This is a genomic window from Cryobacterium algoricola (genome assembly GCF_004402485.1).
Taxonomy (GTDB): Bacteria; Actinomycetota; Actinomycetes; order Actinomycetales; family Microbacteriaceae; genus Cryobacterium; species Cryobacterium algoricola.
Map to the genome: position 1 here is coordinate 20,194 of NZ_SOFG01000002.1, position 14,072 is coordinate 34,265.

The following is a 14,072-nucleotide window of genomic DNA, read 5'->3' on the forward strand; positions in this document are numbered from 1 at the left end:
CCAAGCCTAGGTTGCATCGCCCCGGAGCGGGGGCCCCTGGATGGGCGTGCCCGATATGCACGCCCCGATTCACGAGTGCGATCTGCGTCGGAACGACGGTCAGCTGGCGCGCTTGCGCAGTTTGCGCCGCTCGCGCTCGGAGAGACCGCCCCAGATGCCGAAGCGCTCATCGTTGGCGAGCGCGTACTGCAGGCACTGGGTGCGCACCTCGCACGAGGTGCAGATCTTCTTCGCATCCCGGGTGGAGCCGCCCTTTTCGGGGAAGAAGGCCTCGGGGTCGGTCTGGGCGCACAGGGAATCCGCCTGCCAGGCGAGGGCGTCGCCTTCGTCAGGAAGGGTGTGTCCGGTGCTGTCTTTGCGAATTCCGGGAATGCCCAAGCGAACGGGATCGACGAACCAGTCCTCGGGAACTCCGGAACGATACTCGGCTTGCGGCATATCGTCTCCCACCCCTTGCAATACGTGCCCAAATAACTCGTCCGCACTAATTACAGCCGTGTAATTCCCCCACGTCAAGTCGCCGATAATAAACCCTCAATGTCGGCTCGAGAGTTTCGACTCGCCCAAAGTCAGAAAATGTGACCTTGCCGGGGTCTTGACGAAACCGCCCCACTGGGCCTACGAAACGGATGCCGCCTGCCGCGACTCCCAGGCGCTGCGCACCATCTCTTCGAGGCTGTGCCGCATTTTCCAGTCCAGGTCCCTGGCTGCAAGCGCGCCGCTCGTGACGATACGGTCGGGGTCGCCGGCCCGGCGCGGACCGATGTCGGGCGTGAAGTCGATGCCGGTCACCCGGGCGACCGTCGCCATGATCTCGCCGACGGAGACGCCGTCGCCGCTGCCGAGGTTGTAGACGGGTTCGATCGCCGTGCCGGCGTCAAGGAGGCGCGCGGCCGCGACGTGCGAGACTGCGAGGTCGGCGACGTGGATGTAGTCGCGCACGCAGGTGCCGTCGGGGGTCGCGTAGTCGTTGCCGTTGATCCGCGGGGTGCGGCCGTCGAGGAGGGCGTCGAAGATGATCGGGAACAGGTTGTGCGGGCTCGTGTCGCGGAGTTCCCGGGCGCCGGAGCCGACGACGTTGAAATAACGGAGCGCGGTGAAGCCCAGTCCGGCGGCGACCGCCTGGTCGCGGAGCAGCCACTCGCCGATGAGCTTGGTCTCGCCGTACGGGGACTCCGGGTTCTTCGGGGTCTCCTCGGTGACGAGAGAGGTCGTCGGGGTGCCGTAGACGGCCGCACTCGAGGAGAACACCATCCGCGACACGCCCGCATCCTGCATCGCCGCGAGCAGGGTGGCCATGGCCGTGACGTTCTGCTCGTAGGTGTGCAGCGGGCGCTGCACCGAGACGCCGGCGTACTTGAAGCCCGCGACGTGCACGACGCCCGTGATCGGGTACTCGGCGAAGGTGCGGGCGAGCAGGGGGCCGTCGAGCAGGTCGCCGTGCACGAAGGGCACGGACTCGGGGACGAATTCGGCGTGGCCGCTCGAGAGGTCGTCGATCACGACGACGTCGATGCCCTCGGCGAGGAATGCGCGGACGATGTGGGATCCGATATAGCCGGCTCCGCCGGTGACAAGCCACGCCATGTGTACCCTCGCAAGATCACTCGGCAACCAAGCGATGCCGGTGCTGCAAGCCTAGCGTTCGGGCCGTTTCCGGCGCTGCGCGCCCGGTGCGCCGCTTCGCGCCAGGCGTGCCAGGCGCGAAGCGGCGGAAAGGGCGCGCAGGTCAGGGCCAGTCGTCGTCGGGGCCGTGGGTGCGCCGGGCGATCTGCGGGTCGCCGTAGCCGTCGCGGGTCACCGTGCTGAACGTCGCGACGGTGCTCCAGAGCGTGAGAAGAGCGAGAAGAACCACCAGGAATGTCATCATGGCAGGAACTCTAGGCATTGCGATATCCTGCCGCGAGTGGCAGTCTTGCCAGTGTTCGACTATTTCCTGCCAACGCTGTTTCCGGAGGTTTTCATGCTCGCCGCGCCAGCCCCCGCCGCGCTCAACAAGGTCGTCTGCATCGCCCTGCCCGACATGGCGCCGTTCGAGTTCGGCGTGATCTGCGAGGTCTTCGGCATCGACAGGAGCGACACCGGCGGTCCCGTCTTCGACTTCCACGTCACGGCCGCCGAGCCGGGGCCGATCCGCACCAAGCTCGGCTTCGACATCATCGTCACCGAGGATCTCTCCGCGGCGGCGGACGCCGACCTGGTCGCGATTCCGGCATACGACAAGGGAACGCCGGTGCATCCCGCCATACTCCAGGCCGTGCGCGACGCCGAGGCCAGGGGCGCCTGGGTGTTGAGCGTCTGCAGCGGTGCGTTTGTGCTCGGCGAGGCGGGCATCCTCGACGGCCGCCGCAGCACGACCCACTGGATGTACACGGATGCGCTCGCGCGGGCATTCCCGGAGACCCGCGTCGACCCCGACGTGCTCTTCGTCGAGGACCGCCGGGTGGTGACGGGAGCAGGGACTGCGGCCGGCATCGACGCGTGCCTGCACATCGTGCGGAAGGTGCTCGGGGCATCCGTCGCCAACAACATCGCGAGGCGGATGGTCGTGCCGCCCCAGCGCGACGGCGGCCAGTGTCAGTTCATCGAGGCGCCGGTCGTCGACCTCGACAGCGACTCGTTCGCGAGCGTGACCGCGTGGATGCTCGAGAACCTCGACCGCGAACTGCCCGTCGAGGAGCTCGCCCGGCGCTCGCTGATGTCGCCGCGCACCTTCGCCCGGCGCTTCCGCGCCGAACTCGGCACGACGCCGACGGCCTGGCTCAACCGGCAGCGCCTGCTTCGGGCGCAGCAGCTGCTCGAGGAGAGTTCGCGCAGCCTCGAGGAGATCGCCGGCGACACCGGGTTCGGCGGTGCCGCCGTGATGCGGCACCATTTCCTGAAGGTGCTGCAAACCACCCCGACCGCGTACCGGCGCACCTTCGGGGCCCGCCGCGCCGGCTGACCGAGCGGCACCTCGCGTCGACCAGGTCGACCAGAAGGTCAGGGGGTCCAGGGACTAGGGAGTGGTGGCGAGGAAGACGTCTCCGGCGCCCGCGAAGGTGAGAGTGCCCTCGTCCGGGGTGATGTAGACCGATTCGCCGCGCTTCAGGGTGACGGATGCCGTCGCACCGGCCACGAGGAAGCCTCCGGCCGTGCAGAGCGCGATTCCCGGTCCGGTGAGCGTGAACTGGCGCATCGGGACACCGGCGGCGGTGACCGCGGCGGCACCGGCGGCGGGAGCGGGAGCGGCAGTATCCGCCGCAGAGGCCTCGATGTGCACGAGCGCGAAGTCGGCGACATCGGGCCGGTACTCGGAGACGCCGGGCGTGTGCACGATCGGGGCCAGGTAGGGCACCGGGACCGGGGAGAACTCGAGCACGTCGAGCAGCTCGTCGACGTCGATGTGCTTGGGGGTGAGGCCGCCGCGGAGCACGTTGTCCGAGGCCGCCATCAGCTCGATGCCGAGCCCGAGCAGGTAGGCGTGGATGTTGCCCGCCGGCAGGTAGAGCACCTCGCCGCGCTTGAGCGACACCCGGTTGGTCAGCAGGGAGATCACGATGCCGGGGTCGCCCGGGTAGGCCAGGGCGAGGTCGCGCACGGTCGCGAGTTCGAGCGGGAACCGGATCGCGGCGCCGCCCTCCGCGAGGTAGACGGCGTCCTGCGCGAGGCCGACCACGCGCTCGACGAGCCAGGCCACTTCCCCGGTGTCGCCGCCGCGGCCGTCGCGCAGCAGCCAGTCGACGGTGTCGCGGAGGCCGCTGTCGCCGAGCAACCGGCTCTCGAGTGCGTCGAGGGCACCGGGCTGCGGGTTCTCCGATGCGGCGTCGAGGGCGCGGAGCTCCCCCACGATGCGACGCACCTCTCCGAGCTCGCGGAAGCCGCAGAGCGCTTCGAAGGTCTCGCTCAGCGCGAAGATGATCTCGGGCTTGTGGAACTGATCGCGGTAGTTGCGGTCGAAAGCGTCGAGGGGGATGCCCGCGGCGTTCTCCAGGGCGAAGCCGGTGCGCGCGCGCTCACTCGTCGGGTGCGCCTGCAGCGAGAGCGGGCTCGCTGCGGCGAGGACCTTGAGCAGGAACGGCAACCGAGGCGGCACCGACCCCGCGTCGCTCTCCTCCGCCACGAGCGCTGAGCCGAGCGCCCGGGCGGGGTCCGCGAGGATCCAGTCGACGAGGTTTCCCGCCCCGCCCGTGCGCGAGGGGTCGGTGATCACGGAGGGCGACCCCGGGTGCGCCCCGAGCCAGAGTTCGGCCTCAGGCTTGCCGGAGGGAGTCGTGCCGAGCAGTCCCGCGATCGCGGTCGTCGAGCCCCACGCATAGTCGCGCGGTGTATTGCTGATGCCCACAAACATGACTGCTCCTGTACGTCTCGTACGACTCGGTTGAGTCCAAACTATCAAGGCCACCACGGATGCCCGGCGACGGCCGTCCTTGACAGTCCCGACCTTAACCGGTTTAGTGGGGAGTGCTGAACCGGTTCAGTACTCGAAGGAGAGTCACCCATGACGCACAATGCCGTTCGTTTCCGTCCCACCCCGCTTCGATCCGCCCGACGCCGATCGGCGCTGGGCGCATCCACCCTGGGCTCCGTCGCCCTGGCGAGCGCGGTCGCCCTGCTCCTGTGGGGAGCGGGCGCGGGAGCCGCGGCAGCGCAGCCCGGCCGGCCCGCCGCATCCGCTGCATCAGACACCGCAACCGCCCCCGCCGCCGCCGGCCAGCCGCTCACGAACCTCGCGCACCTGAACTTCCTGCTCGACGAGGTTCCACTCGCGCAGACCGCTGAGCACACGACCTGGCGCCTCGCCGAGCAGCCGACGGCGCTGGCCCCCTGGACCTACGCCAACCGCAACGCCGACGGCAGCTACACCCGCATCGGCGGCGGCTCCCTCGATGCCGCCACCGGCCACTGGACCCAGGGCGCATACAACGCCGACGACATCGCCCGCACCGCCGTCGTCTACCTGCGGCACTGGAAGCTCACCGGCGACGCGGCGAGCCGGGACCACGCCGTGCAGACCCTGCGCGCCCTGACCTATCTGCAGACCGCGACCGGTCCGAACGCCGGCAACGTCGTGCTTTGGCAGCAGGCCGACGGCACGCTGACCCCGAGCGCAACGCCCAAGGAGCTGCCGGACCCGAGCGACTCGGCGGAGTCGTACTGGGTCGCCCGCACCCTCTGGGCCCTCGGCGAGGGCTACGCGGCCTTCGCGGGAACCAGCGCCGGCGCAGACCCCGCCTTCGCCGCCTTCCTCCAGGACCGGCTGCACCTCAGCCTCGACGCGCTCAACCGACAGTCCCTCGCCCGGTACGGCACCTTCGACGTCGCCGACGGCGTGAAGGTCCCGGCCTGGCTCATCGCCGGCGGGGCGGATGCCTCGGCAGAGGCCGCTCTCGGCCTCGCCGCCTTCAGCGCGGCCGACCCCGGCGACACCGTGGTGCGCACCGCGCTCACCCGGCTGACCGAGGGCGTCGCAGCGATGTCCTCCGGATCGGTCACCCAGTGGCCGTTCGGCGCGATTCTCCCGTGGAACAAGTCACAGTCGCTCTGGCATGCCTGGGGCGGCCTGGCCCCTGCCGCCGTCGCGACGGCCTCGACCGTGCTCGGCCGGCCCGACCTGCTGAAAGCCGCCGTCGCCGACTCCGCCCAGTTCACCCCGCAGCTCCTCGCCGCTGGCGGGGCGGACAACGCGTGGAGCCCGACCCCCGGCGAGGCGCAGATCGCCTACGGCGTCGACTCCCGGGTCGAGGGTCTCGTCGCGACCGCGACGGCCGCGAACGCGCCCGGTCTCCTCGACGTCGCCGCGATCTACGCCGGCTGGTTCTTCGGCGCCAACCGCAGCGGCCTCCCGACCTACAATCCGGCGACAGGCGCCGCGATCGACGGCATCGAGCGCGACGGCCGGGTCAACCCGAACTCGGGCGCCGAATCCACGATCCACACCCTGCTGACCATGCTCGCCCTCGACGCGAACCCCGAGCTCAGGGCCAAGGCGCTCGGAATCGAGAAGACCGTCGCAACCGCAGGACTCAGCGTCGTCGAAGCCGAGTCCGGCACGATCACCGGCGGCTCGGTCGTCACGCCCGCATCGGCGTGGACCGGCGAGGCCAACCTCTCCGGCGGTGCATTCGTGAGCCTCACGAAGGGCGGGTCGCTCAGCGTCCCGGTCCCGGCGAGCGACCAGGCCCGCAACGTCTACCCGATCGTGAACCAGACCGAAGCCCGCTCAGGGAACACGAGCTGGGCATCCGCCCGGGCAACGCTCGGCAGCACGGCGAACGGTGGCGCGGGGGCGCAGGGAATCACGGATGCCCCCGGCCGCCTGATTCCGCTCTCACTGTCCCGCACGCTACCGGCCGGGGCCACCGCGGTCACGGGCACTGCGAGCGGGGCGGCGGCGATCGACGCGTTGCTGCTGCAGCCGCTCGTGTCGACGGTCACGGTGACCGGAGCGGCCGGCGATTCGACGCTGTACGTGAGCGCCGCGCGGGAGTCCATCGTGCGGCCCGTGCTCGTGCCGCGCGGGTTCCGACTGGAGCAGGCCGCGTACGATGCCGCGGGCCGGCCCGTCGTCCACGCGGATGAGCGCGGGAACCCGGCGCGGGCATCCGTCACGGTCGCCCCCGGAGGCTTCACGGTCACCCACCTCACCCGCCGCTGACGCCCCGCCCCGCCCCTGACCGGTGGTCCGGGGCGGGCGCGAGGGGTCAGGCGAGGGTGAGGAAGAGCTTTTCGAGCTCGTCGACCGTGAGCGCGTTGGGAGTGTCCGGGTTGTCGATGCAGTCGCGCATCGCGGTCGACACGATCACGAAGCCCGCCTTGTCGAGGGCGCTCGACACCGCGGCGAGCTGGGTCACGACGTCCTTGCAGCTGCCGCCGGACTCGACCGCGGCGATCACCGCGCCGAGCTGGCCCTGGGCCCGGCGCAGCCGGTTCAGGATCTTCTTCTGGTTCGCGGCGTGCGCGGCCCCCTGCGCAGCGCCAGCCGATACAGCGGCATCCGCTACGGCGACAGTTTCAGTGGTCATTTCAAGCCTTTCCGGAAACGGGCAGCCCGGCGCGCTGCCACGCGTCCATGCCGCCGACGACGTTGATCGCGTCGATGCCCTGCGCCGCGAGGAAGCCGGTCGCCTGGGCGCTGCGCCCGCCGAGGTGGCAGACCACGTAGACGGGTCCCGTGCGTGGCACCTCGTCGAGGCGCTGCACGAGCTCGCCGAGCGGGATCAACTGCACTCCCTCGGCGTGGACGGAGTCGTACTCGGCCTGTTCGCGCACGTCGACGACGGCGGGGTGGTCGAGCGCGGCGAGTTCCGTGACGGTGATTTCCTTCATGCGACGATCCTTTCGGTGGGGAGAGCAGGAGCAGAGGGAGAAACGGGGAGAACAGAAGCGGCCGAAGGAGCCGAAGCAACCGCGGCGCGCGGCGATGCGGCGAGCGCTGCGGCCCCCGCTGCCCAGGTTTTGTAGCCTCCGTCGAGGTTACGCACCTCACGGCCGAGCTGGCTGAGCAACCGCGCCGCGGTGTGACCGCGCTGCCCGACCTGGCAGTGCACCACGAGAGACCCGGCCGGCAGCTCGCCGAACCGGTCGCGCAGCTCGTCGAGCGGCACGTTGACGGCCCCGGGGATGCTCCCGGCGGCGAACTCCCCCGCCGTGCGCACGTCGACCAGGGTCTCGCCCGCGGCGAGCGCCGCCGGCAGTTCGTGCCACTGCAGGCTGCGCGTGGTGCCGGCCACGAGGTTGTCCGCGACGTACCCGAGCTGGTTGATCGGGTCCTTCGCCGAACCGTACTGCGGCGCATAGGCGAGCTCGAGCCGACTGAGAGCGGATGCCGTCAGGCCGCCGGCCATCGCCGTCGCGATCACGTCGATCCGCTTGTCGACCCCGTGACCGCCCACGATTTGGGCGCCGAGGATCGCGTCCGTCGCGGCATCGACGAGCAGCTTGACCGACATCGGCTCGGCCCCCGGGTAGTAGCCGGCGTGGTCGCTCGGGTGGGTGTGCACGACCCGGTGCGCCCGGCCGGTGGCCAGCAGGCGGCGTTCGCTCCAGCCGACCATGGCCACGGTCGTCCCGAAGACGCCGACGATCGCGACGCCGAAGGCGGGCTCCGCGGCGACGGCGACCCCGGGCGCGCCGGCAAGGCTGTCGCCGGCGCTGTCGGCGATGCTGTCCGCGGCGGCGCGGCCGTGCCGGTTCGCGAGCCCGGCCATCGCGATCCGGGTCGGCCCACCACTGATCGCGTCGATCTTCTCGGCGCCGTCGCCGACGGCGTAGATCAGCGGGTCGCTCGTCCGCTGGGTGTCGTCCACCCAGATCGCGCCGCTCTCGCCGATCCGCAGACCGGCCGCGGCGGCGAGAGAGGTGTCTGGGAGCACTCCGGTCGCCTCGATGATCAGGTCCGCCGCGACATCCGTTCCGTCGCTGAGCGTCACGCGACCGGCGGATGCGCTCCGCACCGAGGTGTCCACCCGCACGTCAACGCCGTGCGCCTTCAGCACCGCGGCGACCGGGGCCGCCATCTCGGGGTCGAGCGGCCCGAGCACCTGGCCGGCGAATTCGACGGCCGTGACGTGCACGCCGCGCCGGACGAGGTTCTCCACGGCTTCGAGGCCGATGAAGCCGGCGCCGATCACGACGGCGGAGACCTCGACCGCACCGCCCGGCCCGGCCGCCTCCGTGAGCAGCGCGGTGATCCGGTCGACGTCGTCGACCGTGCGCAGGGTGTACAGCGGCACGTCGGACCCGGCAGGAAGCACACTGCGCGTGGTCGCCCCGGCCGCGAGAACCAGCCGGTCGTAGCCTTCGGTGCTGATCCGCCCCGTGACCGTGTCGCGCACGCTGACCGTCCGGGCCGCGCGGTCGATGCCGGTGACCTCGTGGTCGATTCGCACGTCGAGCCGGAAGCGACTCGCGAGCGACTCCGGCGTCTGCAGCAGCAGCGCCGACCGGTCTTCGATCAGTCCGCCCACATAGTAGGGCAGCCCGCAGTTCGCGAAGGACACGTAGTGCCCCCGCTCGAATACGATGATTTCTGCCGCTTCATCGAGCCTGCGCATCCGCGTCGCGGCCGACATGCCGCCGGCCACTCCGCCCACAATAAGAATCTTCATGGCAGAACTATACCCCCATGGGTATAAATTTGTCTGGGTGGCCCGACACCCGGCAGCAACCGCGAGGGAACCCCGGCAGTACTCTAGGACTCATGCCCGCCGTGCAGAGCCGTCTCGTCGTCCGGTCCTTTGCGACGCTCGTGTTCTTCACGGCCCTCGCCGGTCAATTCTGGCGCAACCTGCTCGGCTGGTGGGGCTTCGGCGCCATCGCGCTCGTCGTCTTCGTCGGCAGCGTCGTGTTGCTCGCCCGCCTGAAGCCGGACTGGGTGTGGGCCAAGTTCCCGCGCTCGATCGGCGTCTTCCTCGTGATCACGACGCTGTCCATCGCCTGGTCGTTCTACCCGGGCGCCTCGGCCATCGGCGTCGCCGTGCTCTGGGCCACGACGATCGCGGCGCTCTTCCTGGCCCTCGTGCTCAGCTGGGCCGAACTGCTCCGCACCCTGGCCGCTGCGCTCCGCTGGGTCATCGCCCTCTCGCTGCTCTTCGAGGTGATCGTCGGCGCCTTCGTGCGGCAGCCCGTGCTCCCGCTCTGGGTGTCCTACCCCGGCGAGAAGATCCCGGACGCGTTCTACTGGTCCCGCGGACTGCTCTTCCACGGCGGCCCGATCGAGGGCATCGTCGCAAACCGCAACCTGCTCGGTTTCGTCGCGCTCCTCGCGGTCATCGTCTTCGCCGTGCAGCTCGCGGCCCGCTCTGTTCGGCGCGGCTGGGGCATCGCCTGGCTCGCCGCCGCCGCGGTCGCGCTGGTGCTCACCCGCTCGGCCACGGTCACCCTCGCCGCCGGTTTCGTCGCGATCGTGCTGCTTTTCGCACTCTGGACCCGCCGCCGCGGCCCGCAGCGCCGCCGGCCGGTCTATCTCGCCGCCGCCGGCCTCGTCGTAGCGTGCGGTGTCGCCGTGGCGACCCTGTCGCCGTGGCTGCTCGGCCTCTTCGGAAAGAGCGAGGACCTCACCGGCCGCCTCGACATCTGGGCGAGCGTCACCGACCTCGCCGTGCAGCGCCCCGCATTCGGCTGGGGGTGGGTCAGCTATTGGGTACCGTGGGCCGAACCGTTCGCCGGCCTCGCGAGCCGCAAGGGCGTCGTCTACCTCCAGGCGCACAACGCCTGGCTCGACGTCTGGCTCCAGGTCGGGGTGATCGGCCTCCTCGCCTTTCTCGCCATCGTCGCAGGGGCCCTCTGGCGGTCCTGGTTCCTCGCCGTCGACCGCCCGCGCACGAGCGTCGCCGACACCGCCCCCTACACCGTCTCCGCCCTGCTCCCGCTGCTCCTGATGGCCGCGCTCATCGCGCAGAGCGTCGCCGAGAGCCGGCTGCTCATCGAATACGGGTGGGTGCTCCTCGTGCTCGTCAGCGTCACGACGAAGCGGCAGCAGGTCCTCAACCGGCCGATGCCGTAGACATCCGCTTGGCCGTCGACGACCGACGGGACCCGGCCGAACGGATGCCGGCGGGTACCCTAGGAAGCCCATGAACTCCCGCGCGCACTCCCCCGAACTGCCGAGGGCACTCATGCGGCTCTTCCGCGGACCGCACTTCGCCGCGGCGCTGACCCAGGCGACGATCGCGACGGCGTTCGGTGCGGTGTTCCTGCGCGGACTGGTCGGCTGGCCGGGCCTGATCGGCGTGCTCGGCGGGCTCGTCGTCCTTGCCGGGTTCTCCCTCGTCGCCCGGAGGAGACAGATCGAGTGGCACGGGCTGCTGCCGATCTCGATCCTGGTGTTCCTCGGTTGGTGCGCGCTGTCCCTGCTCTGGACCGGGTACCCGTTCGCGACGGCGATCGGACTGATCTACCAGCTCGCCTTCGCGTTCCTCGCGCTCTACATCGTGCTCGCGCGCACCATGATCCAGATCGTGCGGGCGACCGGGGACGTGCTCCGGGTGCTGCTCGCGACCTCCCTCGCCCTCGAAATCGTCGCCGGCCTGCTGCTCGACGCACCGATCCGGTTCCTCGACATCCAGGGGCACCTCGACGAACTCGGCCCGATCCAGGGCATCTTCGGCTCCCGCAACGCGCTCGGCTTCGCGGCTCTCGTTGCGGGTGTCACGTTCGTCATCGAGCTACGGACCCGGTCGGTGCGGCGCGGAGTGGGGATCGCCTCGCTGATCGGGGCGACCGCCTGCCTCCTGCTCACCGGGTCACCGGTCATCTTCGTCGTCGCGGTCTTCGTCGGCCTCGCCGGACTCGCCCTGACCTGGCTGCGCAACACGCCGCAGCCGCGTCGCAGGCTGCTGCAGTTCGCCCTGCTGGGACTGACGGTCGCCGCCGGGGTCGTCGCCTTCCTCACCCGCGGGGCGATCGTCGAAGGGCTCAACGCGCGCAGCGAATTCGGCGTGCGCGCCACCCTGTGGCGGGAGATGTGGCGCCTCGTGGGCCTGCACCCGCTCGAGGGCTGGGGCTGGTCCGGCCTCTGGCCGGGCACGGCGACCCCGTACGGCTGGCTCGACTTCAGCACCCACCGCCACTACGAGACCGGGCTCAACGCCTTCCTCGACGTGTACTTCCAGGTCGGCCTGATCGGCTTCCTGAGCTTCCTGATCCTCGTCGTGCTCGCCTTCTGGCGATCCTGGGTGCTCGCCTCCAACAAGCGCACCCTCGTCTACGCGTGGGCGCCGCTCATCCTCGTGGTGCTGATCGTCACGAGCCTCGCGGAGAGCACCGTGCTCGCAGAGGCCGGGTGGCTGCTGTTCCTGATCTGCGCCCTCGTGGCCGCGCAGGGCAAGAGCTGGCGGAGCTCCCTGCAGCCCAAGCCCCGCCCACCCGAGACCGACGACGAGGTCGACTACCCCGCGTGAGCCGTCGACGCGCAACTAGACGGGCTGGGTGAGGTCCCGGAGCACGTCGGGCAGGCCGAGGCCGAAGCGGGAGTAGTCGCCGGCGCTCCAGGCCCGAAACACCGGGGGCAGGCGGCGCAGCCGCGAGGCCGGCAGCCCGCTGCGCATCCGCTCGTGGGCGAGCTTCGCGTTGATCCGTCCCAGCACGTCCGCGGACGGCCGCGGGCGGAGGGCCACCGAGCGCTCCTGCAGAGCCCGGGCACGGGCGAGCAGCCGGGCGTTGCGGGCGGTCCGGGGCGCGGTCAGGCGGCCGAGCCGGCCCGCGGCGTCCAGCGAGGACGCCCCGATCTGGTTGCCGTCGTGCTGGCGGTAGTCCACGAGGGGCTCCTCGAGCAGGTCGACCGTGCCCGTCGCCGCGGCGACGATCGCGAGCCACTCGTCGTGCACCCACTCCGCCGGGAACGGCCGCGCCCGGGCCGCCAGGTCGCGGCGCAGCACGAGGGTCGCCCCGGTCACGATGTTCCGGCGCAGCAGCGCGTCGATGGCGGACCCGGAATGCACGGCGTACCGGTCCGCCGACGAGACCCTGAGGGTGTTGAGCAGGGTGACGCCCAGCGGATGCCCGTCCGAGTCCACGAGTCGGGCATCCGTGTGCAGCAGCGCCAGCTGGGGCCTGCGCTCGAATACCGCGGCGATCTTCGCGAGCCGGTCGGCGTGCCAGACGTCGTCCTGGTCGCTCAGCGCGATCAGGTCGCCCGTGCAGGCCGCGATCGCCTGCTCGAAGTTGGCGGTCACGCCGAGGGCGACCGGGTTCCGCAGAATCCGCACCGCGAGGGTGACGGCCGGGTGCTCGGCCCGCCAGGCCGACCAGACCCGGTCAATGACGGCGAGGGTGTCGTCCGTGGAGTTGTCGTCGGAGACCACGATCTCGGCGGGCGGCCGCGACTGGTTCAGGATGCTGAGCAGTTGCTCGGTGACGAAAGCAGCACCGTTGTGGGTGCAGAGCGCCACGGAGACCGAAAGGGGCACGGCTAGACGCGCTTCAGGCCGACCGACAGCACACCGAGGAACAGCCCGGCCATCACCGTCTGCGCGCCGAGCATCATCAGGAGCGCAGCGAGGACGGCGCCACGGATCGCCGCATCCGCCTCGAGTGCGCCGTAGCCGCTCGCGGCCCAGCCGGCGAGCTGGGCGATCGCGATGCCGAGGCCGAGGATGAACACGAGCGCACCGACGATGGCGCTGCTCTCGAGGCTGATTCTCTTCTGCAGGCGGTCGAAGTTGCGGCTTCGGGGAATCTGGAAGCCCTCGTGCTGGGCGTAGATCTTGGTCAGGATGGCGAACAGTACGGCCTGGTAGCCGACGACCGAGAGCGCCGCGAGGTAGACCTGACTCGAGGCGTAGAACCCGACGGGCCCGACGACGATGGGCCCGGCGCTGAGGAGCACCGACCCGATCATGCCGATTCCGAACCCGAGGGTCCCGGGGATCAGGAACAACCAGCGCGGGCTGAAGATCAGCAGGAACCGGAGGTGGCGCCAGCCGTCGTGCCAGCTGCGGAGGTGCGGCGGGCGGCTGCGCCCGTCCTTGCTGAGGGTCGTGGGCACTTCGCTGACCCGGGAGCCGCCGAGGGTCGACTTCACGACCATCTCGCTGGCGAACTCCATGCCGGTCGTCTGCAGGTGCAGCGCGAGCATCGAGCGGCGGTTGAAGCCGCGCAGGCCGCAGTGGAAGTCCTTGATCGGCGAGCGGAAGAGCACCCGTCCGATCCAGGACAGCACCGGGTTGCCGAGGTACTTGTGCAGCGGGGGCATCGCGCCCGGTTCGATCCCGCCGAGGAAGCGGTTGCCCATCACGAGTTCGTCGCCGGCCCGGAGCCGGTCCATGAACCCGTCGAGGTTGCTGAAGTCGTAGCTGTCGTCCGCGTCGCCCATGATCACGTACGTGCCCTGGGCGGCGGCGATTCCGCCGATCAGCGCGCTGCCGTACCCCTTGTCCGCGACGGCGACGACGCGTGCGCCGTGGGCTGCGGCGATCTCCTGCGACCCGTCGGTGCTGCCGTTGTCGGCGATGAGCACCTCACCGGAGATCCCGCTTCGTTCCAGATAGGCCTGTGCTTTGTCGATGCACACCGCGAGGGTTTCGGCTTCGTTGAGGCACGGCATCAGGATCGAAAGTTCGAGGGTCTCGGTGAGTGGCATGCGTGAAACA

General features: G+C 70.6%; 13 protein-coding genes. 4 read left to right on the forward strand and 9 right to left on the reverse strand.

The annotated features are described in order from the left end of the window. Positions 1 to 99: 99 nt before the first annotated feature. The 3 genes from E3O44_RS00180 to E3O44_RS19090 form a co-directional block, all read right to left on the reverse strand. Positions 100 to 438, reverse strand: coding sequence for a WhiB family transcriptional regulator (locus tag E3O44_RS00180; protein ID WP_134531668.1), 339 nt, complete (start codon positions 436 to 438; stop codon positions 100 to 102). Between the two features lie 180 nt (positions 439 to 618). Then, positions 619 to 1,587 carry a UDP-glucose 4-epimerase GalE gene (galE, locus tag E3O44_RS00185; RefSeq protein WP_134531669.1) on the reverse strand — a complete coding sequence of 323 codons (969 nt, stop codon included), beginning with the start codon at positions 1,585 to 1,587 and terminating at the stop codon, positions 619 to 621. A 142-nt stretch (positions 1,588 to 1,729) separates the two neighbouring features. Continuing rightward, positions 1,730 to 1,870 carry a hypothetical protein gene (locus E3O44_RS19090; RefSeq protein ID WP_166792498.1) on the reverse strand — a complete coding sequence of 47 codons (141 nt, stop codon included), beginning with the start codon at positions 1,868 to 1,870 and terminating at the stop codon, positions 1,730 to 1,732. Between the two features lie 36 nt (positions 1,871 to 1,906). On the opposite strand from E3O44_RS19090, the gene E3O44_RS00190 reads away from it, so the two are divergent. Beyond that, on the forward strand, positions 1,907 to 2,944 hold the full coding sequence (locus tag E3O44_RS00190) for a GlxA family transcriptional regulator (protein ID WP_255454307.1): 1,038 nt from the start codon (positions 1,907 to 1,909) through the stop codon (positions 2,942 to 2,944). Between the two features lie 54 nt (positions 2,945 to 2,998). On the opposite strand, the gene manA is transcribed toward E3O44_RS00190, so the two are convergent. Continuing rightward, positions 2,999 to 4,330, reverse strand: a complete 1,332-nt coding sequence (manA, locus tag E3O44_RS00195; RefSeq protein WP_134531670.1) for a mannose-6-phosphate isomerase, class I — start codon at positions 4,328 to 4,330, stop codon at positions 2,999 to 3,001. Positions 4,331 to 4,480: 150 nt separating this feature from the next. Between manA and E3O44_RS00200 the strand changes: the two genes are divergently transcribed. After that, positions 4,481 to 6,637 carry a hypothetical protein gene (locus tag E3O44_RS00200; RefSeq protein ID WP_134531671.1) on the forward strand — a complete coding sequence of 719 codons (2,157 nt, stop codon included), beginning with the start codon at positions 4,481 to 4,483 and terminating at the stop codon, positions 6,635 to 6,637. A 46-nt stretch (positions 6,638 to 6,683) separates the two neighbouring features. On the opposite strand, the gene E3O44_RS00205 is transcribed toward E3O44_RS00200, so the two are convergent. The 3 genes from E3O44_RS00205 to E3O44_RS00215 are packed head-to-tail and all read right to left on the reverse strand — an operon-like array spanning position 6,684 to position 9,089. Next, a complete protein-coding gene (locus E3O44_RS00205; RefSeq protein WP_134531672.1) occupies positions 6,684 to 7,004 on the reverse strand; it encodes a metal-sensitive transcriptional regulator in 321 nt (106 codons plus the stop codon). A 1-nt stretch (position 7,005) separates the two neighbouring features. Then, positions 7,006 to 7,308, reverse strand: a complete 303-nt coding sequence (locus E3O44_RS00210) for a rhodanese-like domain-containing protein (protein WP_134531673.1) — start codon at positions 7,306 to 7,308, stop codon at positions 7,006 to 7,008. Beyond that, positions 7,305 to 9,089 carry an FAD-dependent oxidoreductase gene (locus E3O44_RS00215; protein WP_134531674.1) on the reverse strand — a complete coding sequence of 595 codons (1,785 nt, stop codon included), beginning with the start codon at positions 9,087 to 9,089 and terminating at the stop codon, positions 7,305 to 7,307. The genes E3O44_RS00210 and E3O44_RS00215 overlap by 4 nt, the downstream gene beginning before the upstream one ends. A 92-nt stretch (positions 9,090 to 9,181) precedes the next feature. Here E3O44_RS00215 and E3O44_RS00220 point away from each other — a divergent pair, with 92 nt between their 5' ends. Both E3O44_RS00220 and E3O44_RS00225 read left to right on the forward strand, forming a co-directional pair. Beyond that, entirely contained in the window at positions 9,182 to 10,486 is a 1,305-nt protein-coding gene (locus E3O44_RS00220) for an O-antigen ligase family protein (protein WP_134531675.1), read from the forward strand. A gap of 70 nt (positions 10,487 to 10,556) precedes the next feature. After that, positions 10,557 to 11,882: an O-antigen ligase family protein gene (locus E3O44_RS00225; RefSeq protein ID WP_134531676.1), complete on the forward strand. Its 1,326-nt coding sequence runs from the start codon at positions 10,557 to 10,559 to the stop codon at positions 11,880 to 11,882. Positions 11,883 to 11,897: 15 nt separating this feature from the next. Here E3O44_RS00225 and E3O44_RS00230 read toward each other — a convergent pair whose 3' ends face one another. Next, complete coding sequence (locus tag E3O44_RS00230; protein ID WP_134531677.1) at positions 11,898 to 12,890, reverse strand: glycosyltransferase family 2 protein; 993 nt, start codon at positions 12,888 to 12,890, stop codon at positions 11,898 to 11,900. 2 nt (positions 12,891 to 12,892) lie between these two features. Then, positions 12,893 to 14,062, reverse strand: a complete 1,170-nt coding sequence (locus E3O44_RS00235; protein WP_241975927.1) for a glycosyltransferase family 2 protein — start codon at positions 14,060 to 14,062, stop codon at positions 12,893 to 12,895. Positions 14,063 to 14,072 lie beyond the last annotated feature (10 nt).

Excerpts from the sequence above, each read along its gene's own strand:
- E3O44_RS00235 (WP_241975927.1), bottom strand. The coding sequence starts at position 14,062 with ATGCCACTCACCGAGACCCTCGAACTTTCGATCCTGATGCCGTGCCTC.
- manA (WP_134531670.1), bottom strand. The coding sequence starts at position 4,330 with ATGTTTGTGGGCATCAGCAATACACCGCGCGACTATGCGTGGGGCTCG.
- E3O44_RS19090 (WP_166792498.1), bottom strand. The coding sequence starts at position 1,870 with ATGATGACATTCCTGGTGGTTCTTCTCGCTCTTCTCACGCTCTGGAGC.
- E3O44_RS00215 (WP_134531674.1), bottom strand. The coding sequence starts at position 9,089 with ATGAAGATTCTTATTGTGGGCGGAGTGGCCGGCGGCATGTCGGCCGCG.
- E3O44_RS00225 (WP_134531676.1), top strand. The coding sequence starts at position 10,557 with ATGAACTCCCGCGCGCACTCCCCCGAACTGCCGAGGGCACTCATGCGG.
- E3O44_RS00210 (WP_134531673.1), bottom strand. The coding sequence starts at position 7,308 with ATGAAGGAAATCACCGTCACGGAACTCGCCGCGCTCGACCACCCCGCC.
- E3O44_RS00205 (WP_134531672.1), bottom strand. The coding sequence starts at position 7,004 with ATGACCACTGAAACTGTCGCCGTAGCGGATGCCGCTGTATCGGCTGGC.
- galE (WP_134531669.1), bottom strand. The coding sequence starts at position 1,587 with ATGGCGTGGCTTGTCACCGGCGGAGCCGGCTATATCGGATCCCACATC.
- E3O44_RS00200 (WP_134531671.1), top strand. The coding sequence starts at position 4,481 with ATGACGCACAATGCCGTTCGTTTCCGTCCCACCCCGCTTCGATCCGCC.
- E3O44_RS00180 (WP_134531668.1), bottom strand. The coding sequence starts at position 438 with ATGCCGCAAGCCGAGTATCGTTCCGGAGTTCCCGAGGACTGGTTCGTC.
- E3O44_RS00220 (WP_134531675.1), top strand. The coding sequence starts at position 9,182 with ATGCCCGCCGTGCAGAGCCGTCTCGTCGTCCGGTCCTTTGCGACGCTC.